General features: G+C 43.2%; 22 protein-coding genes. 7 read left to right on the top strand and 15 right to left on the bottom strand.

All coding sequences use genetic code 11. The features are described 5' to 3' along the window. Nucleotides 1-64 precede the first annotated feature (64 nt). The 3 genes from M5J74_RS19690 (at nucleotide 65) to M5J74_RS32830 (ending at nucleotide 3,318) form a co-directional block, all read left to right on the top strand. Nucleotides 65-1,801, top strand: coding sequence for an ABC transporter ATP-binding protein (locus M5J74_RS19690; RefSeq protein WP_250012866.1), 1,737 nt, complete (start codon nucleotides 65-67; stop codon nucleotides 1,799-1,801). 120 nt (nucleotides 1,802-1,921) lie between these two features. Then, on the top strand, nucleotides 1,922-2,542 hold the full coding sequence (locus M5J74_RS32835) for a cytochrome P450 (protein WP_256498542.1): 621 nt from the start codon (nucleotides 1,922-1,924) through the stop codon (nucleotides 2,540-2,542). Between the two features lie 14 nt (nucleotides 2,543-2,556). Then, complete coding sequence (locus tag M5J74_RS32830) at nucleotides 2,557-3,318, top strand: cytochrome P450 (protein WP_371934059.1); 762 nt, start codon at nucleotides 2,557-2,559, stop codon at nucleotides 3,316-3,318. A gap of 87 nt (nucleotides 3,319-3,405) precedes the next feature. On the opposite strand, the gene M5J74_RS19680 is transcribed toward M5J74_RS32830, so the two are convergent. From M5J74_RS19680 to M5J74_RS19615, 14 genes are all read right to left on the bottom strand, one after another. Further along, nucleotides 3,406-4,113 carry a metallophosphoesterase gene (locus tag M5J74_RS19680; RefSeq protein WP_250012864.1) on the bottom strand — a complete coding sequence of 236 codons (708 nt, stop codon included), beginning with the start codon at nucleotides 4,111-4,113 and terminating at the stop codon, nucleotides 3,406-3,408. Between the two features lie 165 nt (nucleotides 4,114-4,278). Next, a complete protein-coding gene (locus M5J74_RS19675) occupies nucleotides 4,279-5,304 on the bottom strand; it encodes an iron-siderophore ABC transporter substrate-binding protein (RefSeq protein WP_015155633.1) in 1,026 nt (341 codons plus the stop codon). 24 nt (nucleotides 5,305-5,328) lie between these two features. Then, nucleotides 5,329-7,998, bottom strand: a complete 2,670-nt coding sequence (locus M5J74_RS19670; RefSeq protein ID WP_250012862.1) for a TonB-dependent siderophore receptor — start codon at nucleotides 7,996-7,998, stop codon at nucleotides 5,329-5,331. 105 nt (nucleotides 7,999-8,103) lie between these two features. Further along, entirely contained in the window at nucleotides 8,104-9,429 is a 1,326-nt protein-coding gene (locus M5J74_RS19665) for an MFS transporter (protein WP_015155631.1), read from the bottom strand. A 1-nt stretch (nucleotide 9,430) separates the two neighbouring features. Beyond that, on the bottom strand, nucleotides 9,431-9,568 hold the full coding sequence (locus M5J74_RS19660; protein WP_181245325.1) for a hypothetical protein: 138 nt from the start codon (nucleotides 9,566-9,568) through the stop codon (nucleotides 9,431-9,433). A gap of 133 nt (nucleotides 9,569-9,701) precedes the next feature. Beyond that, nucleotides 9,702-10,703, bottom strand: coding sequence for an AraC family transcriptional regulator (locus tag M5J74_RS19655; protein WP_015155630.1), 1,002 nt, complete (start codon nucleotides 10,701-10,703; stop codon nucleotides 9,702-9,704). 61 nt (nucleotides 10,704-10,764) lie between these two features. Further along, nucleotides 10,765-11,592 (bottom strand): ABC transporter ATP-binding protein, encoded by an 828-nt coding sequence (locus M5J74_RS19650; protein ID WP_015155629.1) that lies wholly within the window; start codon nucleotides 11,590-11,592, stop codon nucleotides 10,765-10,767. A gap of 5 nt (nucleotides 11,593-11,597) precedes the next feature. After that, entirely contained in the window at nucleotides 11,598-12,638 is a 1,041-nt protein-coding gene (locus tag M5J74_RS19645; protein WP_015155688.1) for an iron ABC transporter permease, read from the bottom strand. Continuing rightward, nucleotides 12,635-13,666, bottom strand: a complete 1,032-nt coding sequence (locus M5J74_RS19640) for an iron ABC transporter permease (protein ID WP_250017150.1) — start codon at nucleotides 13,664-13,666, stop codon at nucleotides 12,635-12,637. The genes M5J74_RS19645 and M5J74_RS19640 overlap by 4 nt, the downstream gene beginning before the upstream one ends. Before the next feature lie 108 nt (nucleotides 13,667-13,774). Next, nucleotides 13,775-13,954 carry a hypothetical protein gene (locus tag M5J74_RS19635; protein WP_181824194.1) on the bottom strand — a complete coding sequence of 60 codons (180 nt, stop codon included), beginning with the start codon at nucleotides 13,952-13,954 and terminating at the stop codon, nucleotides 13,775-13,777. Next, complete coding sequence (locus M5J74_RS19630) at nucleotides 13,938-14,768, bottom strand: iron-siderophore ABC transporter substrate-binding protein (protein ID WP_250012855.1); 831 nt, start codon at nucleotides 14,766-14,768, stop codon at nucleotides 13,938-13,940. Before M5J74_RS19630 ends, M5J74_RS19635 begins: the two co-directional genes overlap by 17 nt. A 160-nt stretch (nucleotides 14,769-14,928) precedes the next feature. After that, nucleotides 14,929-15,354, bottom strand: a complete 426-nt coding sequence (locus M5J74_RS19625; protein WP_371933978.1) for a DUF1636 family protein — start codon at nucleotides 15,352-15,354, stop codon at nucleotides 14,929-14,931. A 21-nt stretch (nucleotides 15,355-15,375) separates the two neighbouring features. Next, nucleotides 15,376-15,633 (bottom strand): hypothetical protein, encoded by a 258-nt coding sequence (locus M5J74_RS19620; protein ID WP_250012847.1) that lies wholly within the window; start codon nucleotides 15,631-15,633, stop codon nucleotides 15,376-15,378. Nucleotides 15,634-15,659: 26 nt separating this feature from the next. Continuing rightward, nucleotides 15,660-15,836 (bottom strand): hypothetical protein, encoded by a 177-nt coding sequence (locus tag M5J74_RS19615; RefSeq protein ID WP_250012845.1) that lies wholly within the window; start codon nucleotides 15,834-15,836, stop codon nucleotides 15,660-15,662. A 160-nt stretch (nucleotides 15,837-15,996) separates the two neighbouring features. Here M5J74_RS19615 and M5J74_RS33555 point away from each other — a divergent pair, with 160 nt between their 5' ends. The 4 genes from M5J74_RS33555 (at nucleotide 15,997) to M5J74_RS19600 (ending at nucleotide 20,964) form a co-directional block, all read left to right on the top strand. After that, nucleotides 15,997-16,170 (top strand): hypothetical protein, encoded by a 174-nt coding sequence (locus M5J74_RS33555; RefSeq protein ID WP_371934058.1) that lies wholly within the window; start codon nucleotides 15,997-15,999, stop codon nucleotides 16,168-16,170. Between the two features lie 124 nt (nucleotides 16,171-16,294). Continuing rightward, nucleotides 16,295-16,996: a transposase gene (locus M5J74_RS19610; RefSeq protein WP_250012844.1), complete on the top strand. Its 702-nt coding sequence runs from the start codon at nucleotides 16,295-16,297 to the stop codon at nucleotides 16,994-16,996. A gap of 307 nt (nucleotides 16,997-17,303) precedes the next feature. Further along, nucleotides 17,304-19,100: an ABC transporter ATP-binding protein gene (locus tag M5J74_RS19605; RefSeq protein ID WP_015155694.1), complete on the top strand. Its 1,797-nt coding sequence runs from the start codon at nucleotides 17,304-17,306 to the stop codon at nucleotides 19,098-19,100. A 40-nt stretch (nucleotides 19,101-19,140) separates the two neighbouring features. Then, the gene (locus M5J74_RS19600; protein WP_015155695.1) at nucleotides 19,141-20,964 is read left to right on the top strand and encodes an ABC transporter ATP-binding protein; all 1,824 of its coding nucleotides are present in this window, start codon (nucleotides 19,141-19,143) and stop codon (nucleotides 20,962-20,964) included. A gap of 20 nt (nucleotides 20,965-20,984) precedes the next feature. Here M5J74_RS19600 and M5J74_RS19595 read toward each other — a convergent pair whose 3' ends face one another. Continuing rightward, nucleotides 20,985-21,368 (bottom strand): DUF1636 domain-containing protein, encoded by a 384-nt coding sequence (locus M5J74_RS19595; protein ID WP_250012843.1) that lies wholly within the window; start codon nucleotides 21,366-21,368, stop codon nucleotides 20,985-20,987. Nucleotides 21,369-21,521: the final 153 nt, after the last annotated feature.

Genomic DNA, 21,521 nt, shown 5'->3' with positions numbered 1-21,521 from the left:
GAGAGTTGCATATTGAAATGTATTGACTGTTCATTGTCAGCAATCAGAAACTAGATAGAAAACTATGCTTAGTTTGGTCAAAAATCTATATAACTTGGGTACTCAGCAAGATAAAGCTGAGATGATTCGAGCAACGTTACTCAAAGCGATCGAGTCATTTTTCACTAGCGCACCCGTTATCTTTCTCTACTTAATTTTACTTGAGCTATTCAAAGGAAGCATCAATCGCCAAACAGTTATTTACCTAACGCTAGGTATGGTTAGTTGTATCGTATTTCAGTTTATTTTTGGCTATTTTGCTTATGGTGCTTACGGTACAATTCAGTCCCGTGTCGTAGGGAGAATTCATAATCAAATTGGCGAACATCTGCGAAAGCTATCAATGGGGTTTTTCTCAAGTACCAATGTGGGCGATATTAACGCCGTTGTAACAACAGACTTGGCAAAAATTGACTATATGTACGCACTACCTACAACCATTGATGCGATCGCGGTTCCTAGTTTTGTCGCTCTATTACTGTTTTTTGTCGATTGGCGGATGGCTTTAGCAACCGTTGCAGGTATTCCCTTGGCAATGGGAATTTATCGTTGGAGTCAAAGTCAATTGAGGCAATTAACTCAGTTTCAGGCTCAGTCACAGATAGAGGCAAATTCTCGCACGATCGAGTACATTCAAGGTATGAATGTCATCCGCGCTTTTGACCAAACAGGAGCGCAATTTAGCAAGTTCGACCGAGCCATTCAGCACTATAGAGACACTAACATTAATCTGGCAACCAAATTAGCACCAGCGGAAGTAGCATTTGACACAACACTTGAATTAGGTTTCGCTGTCATCCTCGTGTCTGGTGCATATCTACTTTTGCAAGGTCAACTGACTACACCTACATTTTTAATGTTTTTAATTTTGAGTTTACGATTCTATAAACCCCTGCAAAAAATCGGCGATTTATCTCGTCATCGACAGTTAGTAGATACTGCTATAGAGAGAATATCGAGCGTATTTAATATTAAGCCACTTCCAGAACCAGAGCAGAGCCAAACTTTAAAGCAGTTTGATATTGAGTTCAAAAATGTTTCTTTCAGCTACGAACAACAGCCAGTGCTACAAAATGTCAGTTTCACCGTACCCGAACGCAGCATGACAGCACTAGTGGGACCTTCTGGTGCAGGCAAAACAACTGTTATCAATTTGATTGCTCGTTTCTGGGATGTCGATGAAGGAGAAATTTTAATAGGTGGAGTCAACGTTAAAGACTTGAAAACCGACTCTTTACTATCCTATATCAGTCTGGTATTTCAGGATGTATACTTATTTAACGATACTATCCTTAACAACATTAAATTTGGTAATCCTGATGCTTCGGAAGAGCAGGTATTTACAGCGGCAAAGGCGGCTAGATGTCACGAGTTTATATTAGAGAAGCCTCACGGCTATCATACCATTATTGGTGAGGGAGGAGCTACTCTTTCTGGTGGAGAAAAGCAGCGAATTTCTATTGCCCGCGCTATCTTGAAAGATGCACCGATCGTTCTTTTAGATGAAGCAACAGCATCAATCGATCCAGAAAATGAATTAGTAATTCAGCAAGCGATCGATTCACTAGTTGCCTCGAAAACTTTAATTATCATTGCTCATAAGCTCTCAACAATCGAAAATGCCGAGCAAATTTTGGTAATCGATCGCGGTCAGATTATAGAGCAAGGTAAACATGAAGACCTAATTACTAATAATAGCCTTTATAGTCGCTTTTGGGCTGAGCGGCAAAAGGCACGCACTTGGAAAATCGCACGTCGATAATTTTTAATTTGTAGTTCGTAATTAATAGAGTTCAATGACGTACTCGAAGTTATTAGCTAGTAATTGAATTTAGCCTAGAAATTTTTTGCTTAGTAGATTTTAGCTTGTAGGAGTAATAACATGATTTTACCTAATGGTCCACGCTCTCCTAAATTAATAGAGTTAATTAAGTTAGGTACTAACCCTTATGAGTATCTATATAACTGTAGCCAGCGTTATGGAGAATGCTTCAAAATAGGTGGCACAAAAAATCCTACTGTGTTCTTCAGCAATCCCCAAGCGAACGAAACCATTTTTAATGCCGAGCCTACCCAGTATTACGATTGTAAAATGACCGCTGAAGTACAGCAGTTTTTTGAATTTCTTTTGGGAAAAACGCTGTTCAACTCTATTGATGAAGCTCAACTGCAACGCCTGCGACACTTGTTGAAAACTTCCTTTATGAGTAACGTGTTAAAGAGTTCTGCCGTAGGTAACTGCATGGAGAAATACGGTCAGTTAATCTGTGATGTTACTAGTGAGACAATATTGCAGTGGAAGGTCGGTAAACCTTTTTACGTGCAATCAGTAATGAAAGAAATTACTACCCAGTTTATGACAAAAGTATTGTTTGGATTGAAGGAGGGAGAGCGTTACCAGGAATTGAAGACAAATTTTGTCTTTCTGATGGAGTCCTACAAAACTCCCTTTAATCTTGCTTATATCATGTTGGGACTTTTTCAGCAAGAAAAAAAGTATTAAGTCCTTGGGCAGCTCTGTGGCGTTCTAGGAATGAAGTTCATCGGACTATATTAGAAGAGATAAAAGAACGCCGAGAACAAAGTAATCCAGCTGAGAGCGACGTTTTGAGCCGTCTGATGTCAGTTCGCGATGAAGCGGGACAGCAACTGACAGATGCAGAGTTGCTCTACTTTTCCATGATTACCCTATTCAATGGATATGAAACAACTTCCTCTACATTAACCTGGATTCTTTACTGGATTCATCATCAACCAGAAATTCATGACAAGCTGCGCGATGAGATTAACGCTTTGGGTGCTAACCCAGACCCAATAGAAATCTATCGGCTGCCTTATTTAACGGCTATCTGTAAAGAAACACAGCGTCTTTGCTCAGTTGTTGTCAATGGCTCTGGACGAATTTTAAAATCTCCACTGCAATTTATGGGCTATCAACTAGAACCTGGAACGCAATTGATTCCTTCTATTTATTTAATCCATATGCGGGAGGACTTATACCCGCAGCCTCAGCGATTCATCCCAGAGCGCTTTCTCGAAAAGAAGTATTCACAATACGAGTATTTTCCCTTTGGCGGCGGTCACGCTATTTGTAGCGGGTTGGCATTGGCGCAAACTCAAATGAAACTGGTACTCGCCGTTCTGATGTCGCGCTTGCAATTAGCTCTAACAAACAATCGTCCAATTAAGACAGAAAACGTAGGTGCTTTCCTTGTCACGCCTCAAAGAGACTTGCAGATGGTTGTGACTGAATTTAAGCGATTGCAGATACAGATTTGAGCAAAGCCGTGCAAATTTTGACAGCAGCAGGGTGGCGCGATCGCAACGGTAATGGAACGGTAGATAAAAATGGTGTAGAAGCAGAATTTACTCTGCCCGTCCACCCAAGAACTCAGTGGCAGTTACAGGTGGTACGTGGCAGAAAATCATTGTCGGCTGCTTGGCGTGCTGGGTTAAGTCCTGACGCAGAAATGCCAGTTGTTTTTCTGTAAACTCACCGACGAACTCCCCAGGGGCGGTCAGATGGATGTTGTCAAGTACGACAAAATGCCAATTGTTATGGTTGAAACTGTAGGACAGGCTTTTCATCCCCAGCTTGTCCATCAGTAGTTTCATACCGAATTGAGGATGTTTTTGAGGAAAAGTCTCGCTGCTCCATCCGGCGGGATCGTGGTTGCCCAGGCTGTGGTAGGTGGGTAGCTTGGTGTGTTCCTGCCAGATTTTGACAAACAAGTTGGCAGTCTCGTTGGCTTCCTTTAACCCTTGAGAGCGCAGGTCGTGACATAAATCGCCACCTGTAACGATAAACGCTGGTTTAGGGGAGAGTCGTTCGACCGCATCCAACGCCGCCGCCATGCCTTGGGGCGATCGCAAATCCTTTCGCAAGTGAATATCTGACAAAAACACGAATCGAAAAGGTTGAGTCGCTGACTTTGGGGTGAAGATTGAGCCAGCGCCGTTAATCGAGTTAGTCCTCCAAAGCTGGCTACCAAAGCCATACCGCCAAAGCCGAATAGGAAATCTCGTCGGGTGGGAGTGGATGAGTTTTTTTGAGTTGGCATCGTTGTCTCTCAATTCGTCACTTTATTATTTAAAGATGTTTCTGGTACATTTAGATCGCTACAATTGGCAAGGCGATCGCCCACGAAGAACAAACCTACTTTACAATCTAATCCTTTTAAATCGCTACTTTAAATTTCATATATAGCCTATAAACTAGCAACTAACGGCTTTATGTTTTCATTTTTTATCTTCTACTAAATATTTAAATAGGTCATCTAAGACAGCATTGGCAGCTATAACACTACCCCAGAGCCAGTAACTTCCATCAACCTTGAAAACTTGCTTATTTTGAACAACTTTTAACTGCTGCCACAGCAGATTTTTCTGATATTTTTGGAAATACTTTTCTGAATCTTTACTCCTACTAATTACGGCAAACATAACATCTCCATCGAGCAAATTCAAGCACTCAAGGCTAATATTTAACGGAGAATATGCGTTAACTTGACGTTGTTTAGTGGGTATAAAAAATCCAATGTCCTGCAAAATACTGCCAGCGAAATACGAGGGATGGTTTTGAGTATCCATTCTGCCATCCCAGTAAAAGCGAGCAATAGAAACGTCAATCTCAGATAAATGCTTGCCGAGTGCTTTTCGTATTGTTTCTACTCGCTGTTGATAATCATCGAGCAATTGTACAACCTGTTGACTTTTATCTAGAAGTTCACCAGTACGTTGTAAACAATCTTTCCAATTAACCCCGCCACAGTTATTTAGATCGCTTTGAGAATAGTTGAGTACAACTGTTGGCGCTATTTGTGAGAGCAGATTATAGTCTTTTTTGATTTGACTATCCCAACCCAAAATCAAATCTGGCTTCATCTGCAAAATAGTTTCTAAATTTAAAGATTCCCCTATTCCCAGAGACGCTATACCATCAATCTTTCCCGACAAATGGCGCGATCTGCCACGCTGGAGTTCAGGGAATCGAGATGCTATAGGTTTTATATCCAGTGCCAATAGTGGTTCCAGGAGCAGTGAATCTGTAGTAACAATGCGATGGGGGTTTAGAGGAACACAAGTTTCGCCCATTACGTGTTTAACAACTCGGCATTTAGATGTGGATGAATGTGAATTGAGAGAAGGATTTTGAGTAGGTTTACCACTACAAGCTAAGATTAACCCGAAGACGATAGTTGCAAGCGAAAACATCCTGAGCAAACGATAAATTTTAGTAGCTATTTGTTTCTTGTTATCTTTCATCCGCAAAAACCTTCTGCTAACTCATCAAAACTCCCATGAAATCGTTCCTTGGACGGTGAAAGGCTCGCCAGGAGGAATGTTTCTTCTGTTCTGCACGCCCACAAAATATTCGACATCAAACAGGTTTTTGAAATTCAATACTGCTTTGAAGCTTTCTTTTTCGTAGTAGATGGCAGCATCGACACGAGTATAACCAGGCACTTCAAACGAGTTATTTAAATCTCCCTGGCGACTATCAACATAAAAGATACCTGCACCAAATCCCAATCCTTCCAAAGAGCCTTTCTGAATTCTATAAGTTGTCCATAGGCTAGCAGTATTAAACGGAACGTTGTTGAGGCGATTACCCACTTCATAGGTGTTATCTTCTGTAATTTCAGCATCGGTGTAAGCGTAGGAAGCAATAATGTTCCAACCAGGTAAAATTTCCCCAGCAAGATCGAATTCAATCCCGCGACTGCGTTGTTCTCCTACCTGAATTGATAAATCTGGATCGCTAGGATCTTCCGTGAGAACGTTACTTTTTGTAATTTCATAGGCTGCTAGAGTGGAAGAAAGGCGATTATCCAAAAAATTGGCTTTTACACCCACTTCGTACTGAGTGCCTCGTTCTGGTTTAGCAGCACCGCCACCAGTAATTCTGCCAGCCTGCGGCACGAAGGCGCGGCTATAGTTGGCATAAAGAGAAACGGCTTCACTCGGTTGGTAAACAATCCCCGCTCTTGGGGAAAACTCGCTAGCTTCGGAACTGCTGCTGGAAGAATCTCTATAGCTTTCCTCAGCGTCGTAGCTATCAAATCTACCACCTAGCACGAGTTTGAGATTATCGAGTAGTGCAATCTGGTCTTGCAGATAAACTCCAATCGTGTTTGCCCTCGTGTTGCCATTGCTACCAGGTTGGTCTTGAAAATCGATTGGTGGGAAGTCGTAGCTTGGGTTAAATATATCAATAACGGCAGCATCTTCAGCGCTCTGCTGATCGAAATTGACCCCAGTTTGTCTCGCCAGTTCTAGACCAAGCAAAACTGTGTGCGCGACTGTACCAGTATTAAATTTGCCAATTAAGTCAGTTTGTAACGTGTAAGTTTCGTATAGTTCGCGACCGAAAGAAGCGAACAGAGGTAAAAGCTGTTCCCCAAATTCCAAGCCACCGCTAGATTCTAGCGAGTTATAAATTTTTTTAGCTCTAGTGAACCGCAAGGCGTTGCGAAGTGACAGGTTTTGATTAAACCGATGATCCAGGTAGAGATAGGCTCGCTGTTCTTCAATCTCGTAGCGGCGGCGGGGGTCGCCTAAAAATCGGGTGAAGGGAATATCAGCTGGCTCGTCCCCGACAGCAACTAACCCTCGGTCGATCGGTCGCTTGTCATGAAAGTATTCGCCTTCTAGCGTTAGGGTGGTGTTAGCTCCAATTTGCCAGGTGAGTACGGGAGCAATGAAAAATCGCTCTGCTTCCACGCGATCGCGAAAGCTCTCGGTATTTTCATAGGCAACGTTCAACCGATAAGCCAAAGTTTTATCTGAGTTGAGCGGACCGGAAAAATCCAAAGTCGGACGATAGAAGTCATAGCTTCCTGCCGTAAACTCGACTTTGTAGAAAGGATCGGGCAGTGGTCTTTTTGTTACCTGGTTGATGAGTCCGCCAGGTTCTGCTTGTCCAAACAGCACTGAGGCTGGTCCTTTCAACACTTCAATCCGTTCGAGGTTTGCCGTTTCAGGGATAGAGCGAGTAGCAAATCCTTCCTCTAGACCATTTTTGAATTGATTGACAGTGAAACCTCGGGCGTTAAATGTTACACCTTGAGCGCCAGAGTCTAGCGAAAAGTTGACACCACTGACATTACGTACTGCCTCTTCAAGGCGAACTACTCCTTGATCTTCTAGCACCTGCTGGGGGATTACTTGAATATTTGTCGGAATGTCTCGCAGTGGCGTGTCAGTTTTGGTCGCAGTCGAAGCATCTGGTGCGCTATATCCTTCTCGATCGCCCGTCACCACGATTTCTTGTTCTTCATCTCCCTCAGCCATTGCTGGTGGCTGTTGGACACCTTCTGGGGTAACATTATCCATCTCTGGTGTTGCTTCTGGTTCTATTTCGCTTTCTGGCTTTACCGTCTGGGGTACATTTGGCGGTGGTGTCGGTTGTTGCGCTGTCGGAGCAGTGGGGGCAGTTAAGCCCAGAACCAAAGCACTATCGCGCTGTACTATGTTTGACGAAGGCACGCCCGTTTTTCCAATCACCGTGACTCGGACGCTATCAGCAGCAGGTTGGGTGACAGTGACGGTAGTAATTCCTGCTACTGGGTTGTCAGTACGGAAAGTTTTATTTTCTGGCAGTGCTAGCTGAGCATTTAAGATGTTGGCAACATAAGTGCGATCGTAACTAGAGGACAACACGCGCATCTGTTGCTCGCCAGAAGTTTCTAAAATTACCTCCACGCCTTGAGCAGTGGGATTAACTTTGACTCCAGTTACTTGCACGACTTCTGATGCATCTTTGAAAGTCGATCCATTTGGTAGTGTTGGCGCTTGGACTAGCATTTGGGCGCTAGTCATGGGACGTTCTATTTCACTTAGTTGCCGAATTTTGCTGCTAGATGTGTCTCGTACTTCCCCAGCAATCGCAGAAATTGTGACTAACACCCAAACCGAATTTGCCATCAACAGAATTGAAATTAATTTTTGTAGCTGCATAATTTGCCTCACACCTCATTTTGAACGGCGATCGCGACAGAATAGATCGCCCAAAAATTTATCCAATCGCTCTTTCCCATCCAAAATCTAAAATCTAAAATGGGATTAGCTGGTACTTGCTTCGCAATCTGGCAATCTCCCTTCAACATCGCGCAGCACTGGAAAAGCATAACTACCCAAACAAATCAGCACGACGATAAAAGAGAATAGGCTAAATTGCACTGCCATGCCGCTCCCCGTACCCGTACCGAATATGCTGCCAAAGATAGGAGCTAGCATTCCTCCCGATCGCATTGCAGGTTCAAAGAATCGATCGGCAAGCGGTCCTGAAATCAACAATCCCAAAGGAACAACTAATCCGCTAAACAGCGAACTAGCAGCAAAAACACGTCCCTGAGTGGCTGGCTCCACTTTAGACAGCCAGATGGCATCTTCACAGCTATTCGCCAAAGGCTTAAATAAACCCGCACAAAAGTTGGTTCCAATCCAGAGAGTAGGCGATCGCAAGACTCCTAGCATTGTCTCAAAGCCAAAGACGAAGGCTCGACCGATTAACAGTCCGTGAATGCGCCGTCTCGGTCCACCCCAAAACATCAGCAATATACCGCCAATTAAGCCGCCAAGTCCCACCGCTCCACTCACCATCCCCAATACAGCCGTGTTGTTGTTGCTTCGTGCCAAAATCATCGGTTCGCCCACAGCAGAAGCGGTGTCGAAGAAAATGAAACTCAAGGAAAAAAGTTGCAATGCCATGAGGCTGGGACGTTGCCAGAGATAGCGAAATCCAATGGTCAACTCTTGCCAAGCAGCTGCTAAATTCGACTCTTTCTGCTCTATTTCTCTGTGTGGTTGAGAAATTCGTACCAGTGCCAGCGTGCCGACTGCAATGGCAAATGTAGCCAAATCGACTGATAAAATACCGATTAATCCCACAATGGGATACAATACGCCTGCCAATGCTGGAGCTATGACACCAGAGCCAAAGGTTCTAATCGATCCCATTGCACCGACTCTGACATAGTGTTGTTGAGAGACAAGTAGAGCTTGAGAGGCAGAGAAGGCTAATCCATGAAGGTAGCCGAATAAGCCGTTGACTACAGCGATAATATATAGATGCCAAATAGCTAGCTGGTTAGTAAAAAATAAAATCAAAATCGTGACAGTAGAAAGTGCGGCAACGGTATCGCCGCCAATCATAATGAATTTGCGATTGTAGCGATCGACCAAAACCCCTGCAAAGATTGAGGCGATTAAAACTGGAACTTCTGTAAAAAAGGCAATGAGAGAAAGTGGAGTGGCTTCGCCTGTTTGCTGCCATGCCCAAATGGTAAGAGCAAAGCTAGTCATGTTAGAACCAATTAGAGAGGCGCTTTGACCTAGCCAGATGAAAGTAAAGGTGCGTAGACTTTTGGGTTGTTGCTCTAGTACCATATCAATTTGCCTGAGCCAGTTTCTGCTTCATGCGGGCAAGGCGAGCGCTACCAGTAAAAGCGAGTTGAGCCATCGACCGAAACACCAAAACCTCATCTTCAAGCTGCTGCTCACGCCATAAATTGAGAATTAGTTTCAAATAGATTACAAGGATATGCCAACCATTTGGAAGTATTTCACTTCTTCCAAACGGAACTTTTCTTGTTCTAAACGGAATTTTTAGATGAATTGCCGCGTGACAGAGGCGATCGCCTGTGCAAAAAAAAGATAGTCTAAAAAAATACCTGACGGCGATTGGTAGCAAGATACGTGCTAGGATTCACGCCAAACTTCTTGCGAAATGCAGCATGAAACGAACTGGGACTAGCATAGCCAACAGAACGGGCAACTTCCCGAACACTCATGCTTTGCGCTTCCAGCATTTGTCTAGCTCGATTCATGCGGTAGTCGTGCAAATAGCCAAATACGGTTGTGCCAAAACAGGCGCGAAATCCTCGCTTTAAAGTGCAGTCATTTATACCGACTTGACGTGCTAATTCTAATAGCGAGGGAGGATGCTCGGCGTGTTGAATCAAAATCTCCTTAGCTTGGTGAATGCGATCGATATCATCCGCTTGCAGCTTAACTGGCGATTTTGCTGGCTGTGTCATCACCGCATCGAGATATAATGCCAAAATTTCCACGCATTTGCTCTCTAAATAAAGCTGCTTTGTCAAGCCTTGGTAAGGACAATTGAGAATTTGCTCCAACACGAGCTGCATGGCAGGAGTTGTTGTTTGTAGTGATGAAAAGGGTAAACTCTCATCACCCTCAGCCATACGTTGCAAGTCAGGCGGTAACAGATGAAAGCGATCGCCTACTAAAGTCTTAAATAATTCCGGCTCTAGATGAAGATCGACTTCTAATCTGGGATCGCGGGCAAGATCTAAACTTTCACCACCAGGCATAAACATCCCAGCTACATAATGCCGTCCCGCCGTAACGTAAGAGCCGTTCCAAAACTTGAAGGTCGATGAAAGGTTGAAGATCCACTCCATACAGCCTGTTTCATACGGTTGTCCGTCTACGGTAATTACATCTTCATGAAATGTATAGCGATGAAGCGTGAGATCGATGCCGTTACGTAGACCGATATTCCGCTTGTAACCCTTGGCAAGCTGTGCGGGATACTCAGCGATCGCATCAGAATTATCCAAAGGGTCTAGATTGCGAGTATGTTGCCAACTTTCGTCCCAGAGTTCGAGCCAACTTGTTGATGAGAGGATAATGCTCATTTGATGACTGGTATGTTTTAGTTAGTGCGATCGGGAAAAAGTAGACGATTTAGCTATATTTTTAGTCAAATTGCAAGTCGGAAGATTTTGTTTGTAATTTCCTTTCCCCCTTACGTCCTATCGGTACGCACAACGGTGTTTTCACCACTGGGTCAGGCACAATCCGACACTCTAAGCCAAACACTTCTCGCACCATTTCCTCAGTCATGACCTGCTGTGGCGCTCCAGCCGCAAAAATTCGACCATCTTTGACAGCAACTAAATAATCGGCATAACGACACGCTTGATTTAAGTCGTGCAATACCATCACAATTGTCCGTTCCTGGATCTGGTTCAACTCGTACAATAAATCTAAAACTTCTACCTGGTGGGCTAAATCGAGAAAAGTCGTTGGCTCGTCCAAAAGTAAAATCTCCGTATCTTGTGCTAGCGCCATTGCAATCCAAGCTCGCTGTCGTTGTCCGCCAGATAAAGTATCGAGCGATCGCTCTGCCAGATTTAGCAAATCTGTAATCGAGAGCGCCTGTTGGACGATTTTCTCATCTTGTACCGACCACTGCTGCAACCAATTTTGATAAGGATAACGCCCTTGCGCTACCAAATCTCGCACTGTTAATCCTTCTGGTGCAACTGGACCTTGAGGTAAAATCCCTAACTGCTGGGCTACCTCCTTAGTGGAAAGCTGCAAAATTGAAGTGCTATTGAGATAAACTGCACCACCAATGGGTTTGAGCAATCTTGCCAGTCCCCTTAACAACGTTGATTTACCACAGCCGTTTGCACCGACTAACGCCGTAATTTGTCCAGTTGGAATTGCCAAATTTAAGTCACGCACAATCGGCGCACCGTCGTAAGCAAGAGAGAGATTTTTGGTAGACAATCCTTTCATCAGCTTTATTTTTGACGATGGCGAATTAATAAATAGAGAAAATAAGGAGCGCCGATAGCAGCAGTCACCACTCCACAAGGCAGTTCGAGCGGTGCAAACAAAGTTCGTCCGAGCAAATCTGCCAAAATGACGATCGCTCCTCCTAACAATGCCGCAGTTGGAATTAACCCTTGATGGTTTGTCCCTACCAACTGTCTACCTAAATGAGGTGCGATTAAACCAACAAAGCCAATCGTGCCAGCAGTGGCGACTCCTGCACCCGCTAAGGCTACACCGACTAACACCAGCATTCCGCGCTGCCATTCCACGCGACTACCTAAACCTTTGGCAACATCATCTCCCAAGTTCAATGCATTCAAATGTCTGGAATTTGTCAACGCTAGCGGTACGAAAATAATTAACCAAGGCAAGAAAGAAAAGACTTGTTCCCAAGTGCGTCCGTAGACGCTGCCAGCCAACCAAACTAAAGCACTACTCACGTCATCAATTTGCCCGAAGGTAATCAGCAAACTAGTAAAAGCACCAGCGATCGCCGATAAACCAACGCCGATTAAAATTAACAGAATCGGCGAACTACCGTTGTTCCAAGCCAGCGAGTAAATTAAAACAGCCATTAGTAAAGCACCGGCAAAAGCTGATAAGGGCAAGGTGTAAATGGGTGCTGCCGGAAATAGGACAATAACCGTCACGGCTGCCAGACTTGCCCCTGCATTGATGCCAATAATGCTAGGGTCAGCCAAAGGATTGCGGGTCAAACTTTGAAAGATCGTGCCGGAAATGGCAAATGCTACACCTACCATCAAAGCAACCAGGGTGCGGGGTAGACGTAGGACGTTAATGACGAAATTATGGTCTGGGTTTCCCGTATCCAAACCCAACAGAGTTTTAACGATATCTAACGGCGCGATCGGATATTCACCCCGTCCTACATTTATCACCATCCCCACCAAGGCGATCGCCCCTAAACACAGTAGCACTGGTGGAACGCGGCGATCGAGTCGAAAGGAGAGCGACTGCGAGCGGATGACTAGCCAATCCAACTTCATTTTTTCACCTTTGACTTAGCCAAGTAGACAAAAAAGGGAGCGCCAACTACTGCTGTCATCACCCCTACAGGTAATTCTTGCGGCTTGAGTAAGACACGCGCTGCTACATCTGCCACCAAGAGTAAAGTTGCCCCTGCAACTGCTGCATAAAGTAAAATCCAACGGTAATCGGTGGGAATAAAAAATCTCACCATGTGAGGAACGACTAAGCCGATAAAGCCAATTGGTCCGGCTAGCGCCACCGAGCTTCCTGCCAGTAAAACCACGCCGATCGCCGTAACAATTTTGACCCAAGCAGTCTGTTGACCTAAGCCTTTTGCCACATCTTCACCCAGGCTCATTGTCGTAATTTGTCTACCCAAAGCAAATGCGACGATTAAACCCACCCCAAGAAAAGGTAATACTTGCCATAGAATCTCAGTATCGCGTCCTGCCAGCGAACCAGCTAACCAAAATCTAATTTCTTCTAGGGTTTGTTGGCTGACAATCAGGATTGCCGTAGTCAGAGAAGAAATCAAAGCCGTCAGCGCCGCACCTGCTACTGTCAAATTCAGTGGGGTAGCTCCTCCCCGTCCCAGAGAACCGAGAAAGTAGACTAAAATTGCCGTGGCTGCTGCACCTAGCATGGCAGCAAGAGTTAAAACGCTCAAGCTAGAACTGCCAAGCAGAAAAATTGTCGCCACTACAGCTAGTGCTGCTCCCGACTCAATCCCTAAAATTCCTGGATCTGCCAAAGGGTTGCGCGTCAAGCCTTGCATTAACGCTCCCGATACTGCAAGCGACGAACCAACAAGCAACGCCATTAGCGATCGCGGTAATCGTACAGTTTGGACGATTAAGTGATTGTAGGAACCATCAAAAGCAGTAAAAGATGCCAAAATCTGAGCTAGAGGTATTTCTGCTGCGCCTAAACTGATGCTGTACAAAAAGCAAACGAGCAAGATGACTAGCCCGACGATTAGACCAACTAAGGGCGATAGTTTGGGCTTGTTCGCTCCTTTAGGTGAGCTGGCGATCGCTTTTGACATTGTCAATTTTTGTCATTGGGAATGCGTAGTTTTACTTATCGAGCCAGAATTTGAACGCTAGTTGCCAACTATTGACAATAATTCTACAGGTAAATGACCGAGCGATGGTTAATTGTTGCCAAATCGCATCCGCCAAAGACTAGCATAAATGCCATTCCGTGCTAGTAAGTCTTCGTGTTTACCCTGCTCGATAATTTGACAATTCCTGCGCGGTTTGATTTTCTGACGATCCCTCAAAGGAACGATCGCTCCTATTTGCAGACAAATGGATTTATGGTTTGTTGACAAGATATTTATATAGGTCGTCAATTACTGCATCGGCAGCTAGCAGGTTCGATCCAAGCCAGGTTAACACGTCTACAGTGTATACTTGCCCTTTTCGGACAGCTTTGAGCGTTTTCCAAAGTGGCTTGTTTTGCAGTTGTTCCAACTTTTTACTGTCACGCTCTCTCAGAGTTAAGATGAAGAGAATGTCGCCATCTACTTCTTGTAGCCTTTCCTCTGAAATACCATAAATGCGATCGCCACGAGGTAAGATAACATCTTGTGCTTTTGGTTGTTGCAATCCAATATCATTCAGAATTGAACCAGGAAATGAACTTTTAACCCAACTTATAATTCCGTAGCTGCTACTAAAAGAAACAATAGATATTTTCTTGTCTTTATATCGGTCGTTTAAAGCTATTTTTAATTTCTTAATTCTTTGAAAATAGTGTCTCCAAGCTTTTTGATATTCTTCTTCTTTCCCTAATGCTTGAGCTAGGAATTGAAAGTGTTCTTTCCAAGAGGATGTACCTTTCCAAGTGACAAGAGCTGTTGGACTAATTTGAGAAAGCAAAGGATAAATTTTGCGAATAGGTCCCCAACCTAAGATTAGATCGGGTTGCAACAAAGCTATTTTCTCTATACTAGGCTGATATTGGTTGCCCAACATTACTACGTTTTTTGTGTAAGTTTCTAAGTAGCTAGGAAAACCATTTAAATCAGTCAAGGCTGAAGCACCAGCAATGGGATAAAGACCCAAGACAAGAAGATTACCCAAGGTAAATTGAGAGACTGTAATAATGCGATTAGGATTTTTAGGAATACAAGTTTTTCCCACTACGTGCTGTATCAATCGACAGTCTTTCAGGGGTTGCAACAAACTTGTAGCATGGTTATTTATGCCCACACTACAAGCTGTAGCAAATATAAACGTTGAGAATCCTAAAAGCAATAAATAAGTCAACTTATGCCAGAACACTTTTATTAATCTCAACTTGTTAAAACTCCCATGAAATAGTTCCTTGTACTGTAAATGGCGCACCATAGGAAACACGTAATCTACCAAAAGAGTTTTCAAAGTAATCCACGTTAAATACCGGTCTTTCCTGGCGCGTCACAATTCCATCAGTACTGTTGTAGTATTGTGATGCTAGTTGCAATACGGCTGCTGCGCTTTCTAAAGGTGGCAAGTCACCAAACATGAGAGTTGTTTTATGCGGTGCAGCTAAAGCTACAGCACAAGGACGTTTACACGCGCTCAGGCATTCTACTGGTTGAATGACAAATGACGCTCGCAATTGCCAACTTTCCGACAGAGATAGCAATCGATCGAGCAAATACCAGCCTCCTCGCTTACCCATATATTCTCGTTGATGAAGAGAATACATGCAAGATTTACAGACAAATAAAGCGTGTTTAGTCATAAAAAATTGACTCGATTCCCATTACTTTTGTTGAAGAGTGCGAGCAATATCTGTAAATGCTATTTCGGCAATTGATTTATGAATTTTGTAGGTTTTGGTAGGAACGGTCATCACGGCGATCGCTGTTTCCAGTAGCGGACAGCCAGGTTCGTTGCAGCGTAATTGAATAATAGAAATAGGAGTATCTAGATTGAGTTGCAATAGTTCGTAAACCCAGATTTTGATTTGTTGGACTTTCTCTGGTTCTGCTTTGGCGTTAGGTTGAGAAAATAAATTCATTGTTCGCAGAGGTGCGAAATCAATAATCAGCGTGTTATTTGCGCTCGCCTGACTAAAAACATATGTGCCAATGCTAGAGAAACTATCCAGATACCTTCCTTAATTAGCAGGCGTGCTAGCAGTAGTGGAGTGAGATCGTGAGAAATTCCTGGGAGAATTCCAGTCAGGAGAACTAAGCCTTCAAACAAGATAAATCCACCCACAAAACTGACTCCCAGCCAGAGAAAATGACCGCCGATTTTCTCACGACTAAACTTATACCAATTTACTCTTTGACTACGACAAAAGAGTAAATTGGTATTAACTCAACATCCTGCAGTAGAAGTGCTCTCAAGAGATCGCTCTACCGCAGATAAAAGTGGCATGACACAAGGAGCGCCAGAAGCATTACAAGTAGCGGACCGGTTTCATCTAGTGCAAAACTTGACTGAGACTTTAGAAAAGGTACTCAGCAGCTATGATGCCCAGCTCAAAGCAATTGTGCACTCATCAGCGTCAGGCTTTAGCTGCAACATAGACAGCTGTTGTGAGTCCTAAGCCAACCGCAACGGCGAAGGCTCAAGTGCGAACCCCAGCTGCTCATCAACACCGAATCGAGCAACAGTAGCAGATCCAGTCACTGCACCAACAACAGTGGTCTCAAATCGCCATTGCCCAAGCGGTGGGTGTCAGCGTTCGGACTGTACTACGCTTCCTAACTCTGCCGCGACTGCCAGAAACTCCACCTCGACGCAAATCGTTTGGCACAAGTGTTCTTGACCCTGACAAACAGCTTCTCCTAGAGCAGTGGAATGGGGGCATCCGGCAGCCGAAACTGCTGGTGAGCTTGCTACAACAGCAGGGATACAATGGTCGTGAGCGAACATTGACTCGCTACATCAGTCAATTACGTTCCTCTCAGGGTCTGTCCGTCAAACAGGGGCATTCTGTTCAAGCAACAGTGAAAGTCATCGATCCACAGTCCCCGCCTTTGACGGCTCGTCGAGCGAGTTATTCGATCGTCAAGCGGCGAGAGAATCGTAAGAGCGAGGATACCAAACTGCTGGAGCAGATCGTGGCAGAGCATCCAGACTTGGCACTAGCAGTTGAGTTAGCCGATGAATTCTTGCTACTACTACCTCAGCAGAGAGCTGATGGATTTGACAAGTGGTTGATGCAGGCGATGCAGAGTTCATTAAAACCTTTCGAGCAGTTTGCACAAGGGTTGTTAGAGGACTATGTTGCGGTTAAGGCGAGCATGATGTCGAGCGTGAGTAATGGTGCAGTTGAGGGATTGAACAATCGCTTGAAGATGCTCAAGCGACAGATGTATGGACGAGCTAGATTAGAATTACTCAGCAAACGTTTCATCCTGGCTCATTGAGCCGCTCTCAAACACTTTTTTTAGGTTGTCCTGCTTCACCAAAAGCTGCGAAGACCCCAAGTTAGTTGACTTGGAGGTAGTGCCGCAGGCTTTGAACGATGATGTGTTTTTGGTTTTAGACAATTGAAGTGCTTTGTCTAACTGGTTTTCTAGCATCCTGCTTAACACAACTTTACATTGTGTCCTATTTTGCACGTATCTCACTTTTCCCCAATTTATATAGTATACTATTTTTGCATAATTTTCTCAATTACTTCTGATAGGATGGCAACTTACACAATAGTCCTGGTTAAAATTTAGCGACGTTATGAAAATTGGTCTAAAACAGTTTGGCAATTTATTGATAGACTACCTCAAGCCTCAGAAAGGACGCGTTGCCAAGTTTGCGATCGCTCTACTCGCTAGTATCGGTTTACAACTGCTCAACCCGCAAATTTTACGTAATTTTATTGATACAGCTGTAGCAGGCGGTTCAGCGCAGAGCTTATTTATCGCCGCATTTCTATTTATTGGTGTAGCTTTAGCGAAGCAATTAATGTCAATTGCGGCTACATACTATGGCGAGAATGTTGCTTGGACTGCTACTAACGCTTTACGTGCCGATTTAGTTGAGCATTGTCTCAAACTCGATTTATCTTTTCACAAGATTACTACGCCAGGTGAATTAGTAGAACGAGTTGATGGTGATATTCACAATCTTTCTCAGTTTTTCTCAAAATTTAGCGTTTATATCTTAGGCAGTTTGCTGCTGATCTTGGGTGTGATTGTGGTGATGTTCGTCGAAGATTGGCGGGCTGGCATGGCTATTTCATTTTTCGCCCTCATCGCATTATCAACTCTCATTAGTCTGCGTTCCATTGCCGTTCCTTATTGGGGAAAATATCGCCAAATCAATGCAGAGTTCTTTGGGTTTTTGGGTGAGCAACTAACAAGCATTGAAGACATCAGAGCAAATGGTGCCAAAAATTATGTTATGTACCGCTTCTATAAAATTTTACAACGCTGGTTGCCTACCTATCACAAAGCGCGTTTTGCTGATACTATCCTCTGGACTACTACTAATGGTATATTCACACTAGGCTATGTTATCGCTTTAGCTTTAGCTCTTTACCTTTGGAATCAAAAAGCGATCACTATCGGAACTGCATACGTATTTTTTTACTATACTACACTTCTGAGCGAACCAATTGAGCAAATTCGCAATCAGTTAGAAGACCTTCAACAAGCGGAAGCTAGCATTTATCGTATTCAAGACTTATTTCAAGTGCGATCGCAACTGAATGCTGGAGGCAAAGAGCAACTTCCTAGTGGCGCACTCTCTGTTACTTTGACTAATGTCTCATTTAGCTATAGCGATGTCCAAGGACAAGCCTCTACGAGTCTACGCATCAAAAAGCCAGATATAAAACCAGAATTGATCCTGCAAGATATATCTTTCCATTTACCGCCTGGTCATGTCTTGGGACTGTTAGGACGTACAGGTAGCGGTAAAACGACATTAGCACGCTTATTACTGAGGTTATATGACGCACAATCAGGCTCAATTAGGTTGGGAAATGTACCCATCAATCAAACTCCCTTAACAAACTTATCAAAGCACGTCGGATTAGTAACTCAGAATGTACAGTTATTCCAAACCACAGTCCGCAACAACCTCACCTTTTTTAACGAAAATATCAGCGACGAGCGCATATATGAAACTTTGAAGATGCTGGGATTATCTGGATGGCTACATTCATTACCCAAAGACTTAGATACCCAATTGGGTCCTGATAATAGTGGCTTATCAGCAGGACAGGCGCAACTGTTAGCATTTGCCCGTGTTTTTCTCAAAGATCCTGGTCTAGTAATTCTAGATGAAGCATCCTCACGGCTCGATCCTACAACAGAAAAACTCATTGAAAAAGCTATAGATCAGCTATTGATTGGGCATACCGGCATCATTATTGCTCACCGATTAGCAACTGTGCAAAGAGCAAATCAAATTCTGATTTTAGATAAAGGTCGGGTCAGCGAGTATGGATTACGAGAAGAATTAATGCAAGATTCTCATTCACGCTTTGCTCAATTACTTAAGACTGGTTTAACAAATTTATTAGTTTAATTCTCGTCGCTTAACGCTTGTATTGTAATTAATAATTAATATGTTGTTAGCGCCTAAAAAAATTCAAAGCTGGAAATTATTATGGAACTTAATTTGCTATCAACCTAAACTGTACACAACTGATAGTCTTTTATGGATTTTAATTATGGGTTTGCCTGCAATTCCTGGGTTAATTATTCGGGAATTCTTTGATAGCCTAACAGGTAAAGCACAATTTGGGTTAACACCTTTAGTTTGGATTTTGTTGTTGCTTGCTTTAAGCTTAGGACATATTGGAACCATATTTGCAGGGCGCATAACTAAAACTCAGCACCGTTTTACCATGAGTTCCTTGCTGCGGCGTAACTTATTAGAACGTCTGTTAAACAATCCTACTGCTCAACCTGTAATTGTTAACAGTGACGTGGAAAAAGCTGTATCTCAAGGTGAAATTATTAGTTATTTTCGTGATGATGCCGAGCAAATAGAAGATAGTGTGGCATGGGTATCAGAACTGCTTGGGGAAGGATTATTCACTGTTCTTTGTCTAGTAATTTTATTAAGTGTTAATGTCCAGATGACCTTGTTTGTTTTTCTGCCTTTGGTTGGCACGATCGCGATTATTCAAAAAGCAGAAACTTACATCAAACGATACCGTAAAGCTAGCCGCGAAGCCACAGAAAAAGTGACAGGAATTTTAGGCGAAATGTTTAGTTCAGTGCAAGCAATTAAAGTTGCTGGTGCAGAACAAGATGTGCTGCATCACTTTCGCACTCTCAACGACAAACGCCACCAAGTGATGGTGAGAGATAGCTTATTAAATTCCCTGTTAGATTCAGTATTTCAAAATATGACGAATTTAGGGACAGGGTTAATTTTGCTGCTAGCTTCTGTGTTAATTCAGCGTCAAAGTAGTAATTTGACTGTAGGCGACTTTGCTCTGTTTATTTATAATCTTTCCTTTATCACCGGCTTTTTCAATTCTTTAGGGAGATTCATGGCATTGTACAAGCAAACCGAAGTCTCCTTTGAAAGGATGACGGCTTTGCTTTCTGGTGTGACCGCAGATACTTTAGTGGCTAAAAAGCCACTTTACCTGAATAACCTGCGCGGTCGCAAACCACCACTTCCACCATTAGAACAACCACAAATAAAAGAAAGCGATCGCTTAAAATCATTAACTCTATCTAACCTCACTTATCACTATCCCGATACTAACCAAGGAATAACAGACATCAGCTTTCAGCTACAGCGCGGTAGTTTGACTGTGATTACTGGTCGCATTGGTTCAGGTAAAACTACCCTGCTACGAGTGTTATTAGGATTATTACCCAAGCAATCAGGTGCTATTTATTGGAACGGACGGCTAGTAGAAGACCCTGCTAATTTCTTTGTACCACCTCGTAGTGCTTATACTCCTCAAATTCCCCAACTTTTTAGTTATACACTGAGAGAAAATATTTTACTGGGGTTAGAAAAAGATGATGATGAAATCGAAAAGGCACTAAAAATGGCTGTATTTGAACAAGATTTAGCCACTATGAACGCCAAAATGGAAACTTTAGTAGGAGCAAAAGGAGTTAGGTTATCGGGAGGACAATTGCAACGTTTAGCAGCTGCCCGAATGTTTATTCGTCAACCAGAATTGCTAGTTTTTGATGACCTTTCTAGTGCTTTGGATGTAGAGACAGAATTAGCTTTATGGTTGCGGATATTTAATAATAGAAGCGAAGACAATTGGATACCAACTTGTCTTGTGATTTCCCATCGGCGTTCTGTTTTAAGCCGCGCCGACCAAATCATTGTTATGAAATCAGGGGCAATAGCAGCACAAGGAAAGTTAGATGAAATTTTTGATAAGAAAGGTCAAGATTTAAATTTTTGACCCTCTTTGCTTTCCTTAAACTAAGCTCTTGTCTCAGGTGTAGGAGGGATACGTGCTAGTAGATGGGATCGCAGTTTTCCCGGTAGTTTACCAGGTAAAACATATCCGTCTTGACTTTCTTCATAAAGCTGGCTGAATTGTAACAAATCAGTTGTACAATCTTCAGTCAGATCGACAAAATGGTATGTATGTTTTTGCGGACAAACAAAGGTAACAACACAAGAGCGTTTGCAAGTCCACAAACAGCTATCAGACTGAATATTGAGCGTGTTGTAAGTAGAATTATTTTTTTGAGCGTCTAGCAACTTGAGAAATAATTGGTTTCCTTCAGCGCGATCGTCTGCTTCGTCGTGAGAAAAAACAGCACTGCACGATGTACAAACAAATAAGGTATGAAGTGTCATAGTCAGTTCCTTCGTAAAAAGTAAATAGAAATTATTTAACGATAAATTGGTATAAATATTTCTTGAGAAATCTTATGGTTGCTTTATGAGATACTTAAATAAATCATCAATAATTGCATTTGCTACTAAAACACCACCCCCACTTTAATAGTC

This window comes from Chroococcidiopsis sp. CCNUC1, from assembly GCF_023546805.1.
Taxonomy (GTDB): Bacteria; Cyanobacteriota; Cyanobacteriia; order Cyanobacteriales; family Chroococcidiopsidaceae; genus Chroococcidiopsis; species Chroococcidiopsis thermalis.
The sequence above is the reverse complement of the archived record's forward strand: the minus strand, read 5'-3'. Positions and strand labels throughout refer to the sequence as shown.

Coding starts and splice junctions, on each gene's coding strand:
- M5J74_RS19690 (WP_250012866.1), top strand. CDS start 65: ATGCTTAGTTTGGTCAAAAATCTATATAACTTGGGTACTCAGCAAGAT.
- M5J74_RS32835 (WP_256498542.1), top strand. CDS start 1,922: ATGATTTTACCTAATGGTCCACGCTCTCCTAAATTAATAGAGTTAATT.
- M5J74_RS19675 (WP_015155633.1), bottom strand. CDS start 5,304: ATGAAAGATAACAAGAAACAAATAGCTACTAAAATTTATCGTTTGCTC.
- M5J74_RS19670 (WP_250012862.1), bottom strand. CDS start 7,998: ATGCAGCTACAAAAATTAATTTCAATTCTGTTGATGGCAAATTCGGTT.
- M5J74_RS19665 (WP_015155631.1), bottom strand. CDS start 9,429: ATGGTACTAGAGCAACAACCCAAAAGTCTACGCACCTTTACTTTCATC.
- M5J74_RS19655 (WP_015155630.1), bottom strand. CDS start 10,703: ATGAGCATTATCCTCTCATCAACAAGTTGGCTCGAACTCTGGGACGAA.
- M5J74_RS19650 (WP_015155629.1), bottom strand. CDS start 11,592: ATGAAAGGATTGTCTACCAAAAATCTCTCTCTTGCTTACGACGGTGCG.
- M5J74_RS19645 (WP_015155688.1), bottom strand. CDS start 12,638: ATGAAGTTGGATTGGCTAGTCATCCGCTCGCAGTCGCTCTCCTTTCGA.
- M5J74_RS19640 (WP_250017150.1), bottom strand. CDS start 13,666: ATGTCAAAAGCGATCGCCAGCTCACCTAAAGGAGCGAACAAGCCCAAA.
- M5J74_RS19625 (WP_371933978.1), bottom strand. CDS start 15,354: ATGACTAAACACGCTTTATTTGTCTGTAAATCTTGCATGTATTCTCTT.
- M5J74_RS19620 (WP_250012847.1), bottom strand. CDS start 15,633: ATGAATTTATTTTCTCAACCTAACGCCAAAGCAGAACCAGAGAAAGTC.
- M5J74_RS33555 (WP_371934058.1), top strand. CDS start 15,997: ATGACACAAGGAGCGCCAGAAGCATTACAAGTAGCGGACCGGTTTCAT.
- M5J74_RS19605 (WP_015155694.1), top strand. CDS start 17,304: ATGAAAATTGGTCTAAAACAGTTTGGCAATTTATTGATAGACTACCTC.
- M5J74_RS19600 (WP_015155695.1), top strand. CDS start 19,141: ATGTTGTTAGCGCCTAAAAAAATTCAAAGCTGGAAATTATTATGGAAC.
- M5J74_RS19595 (WP_250012843.1), bottom strand. CDS start 21,368: ATGACACTTCATACCTTATTTGTTTGTACATCGTGCAGTGCTGTTTTT.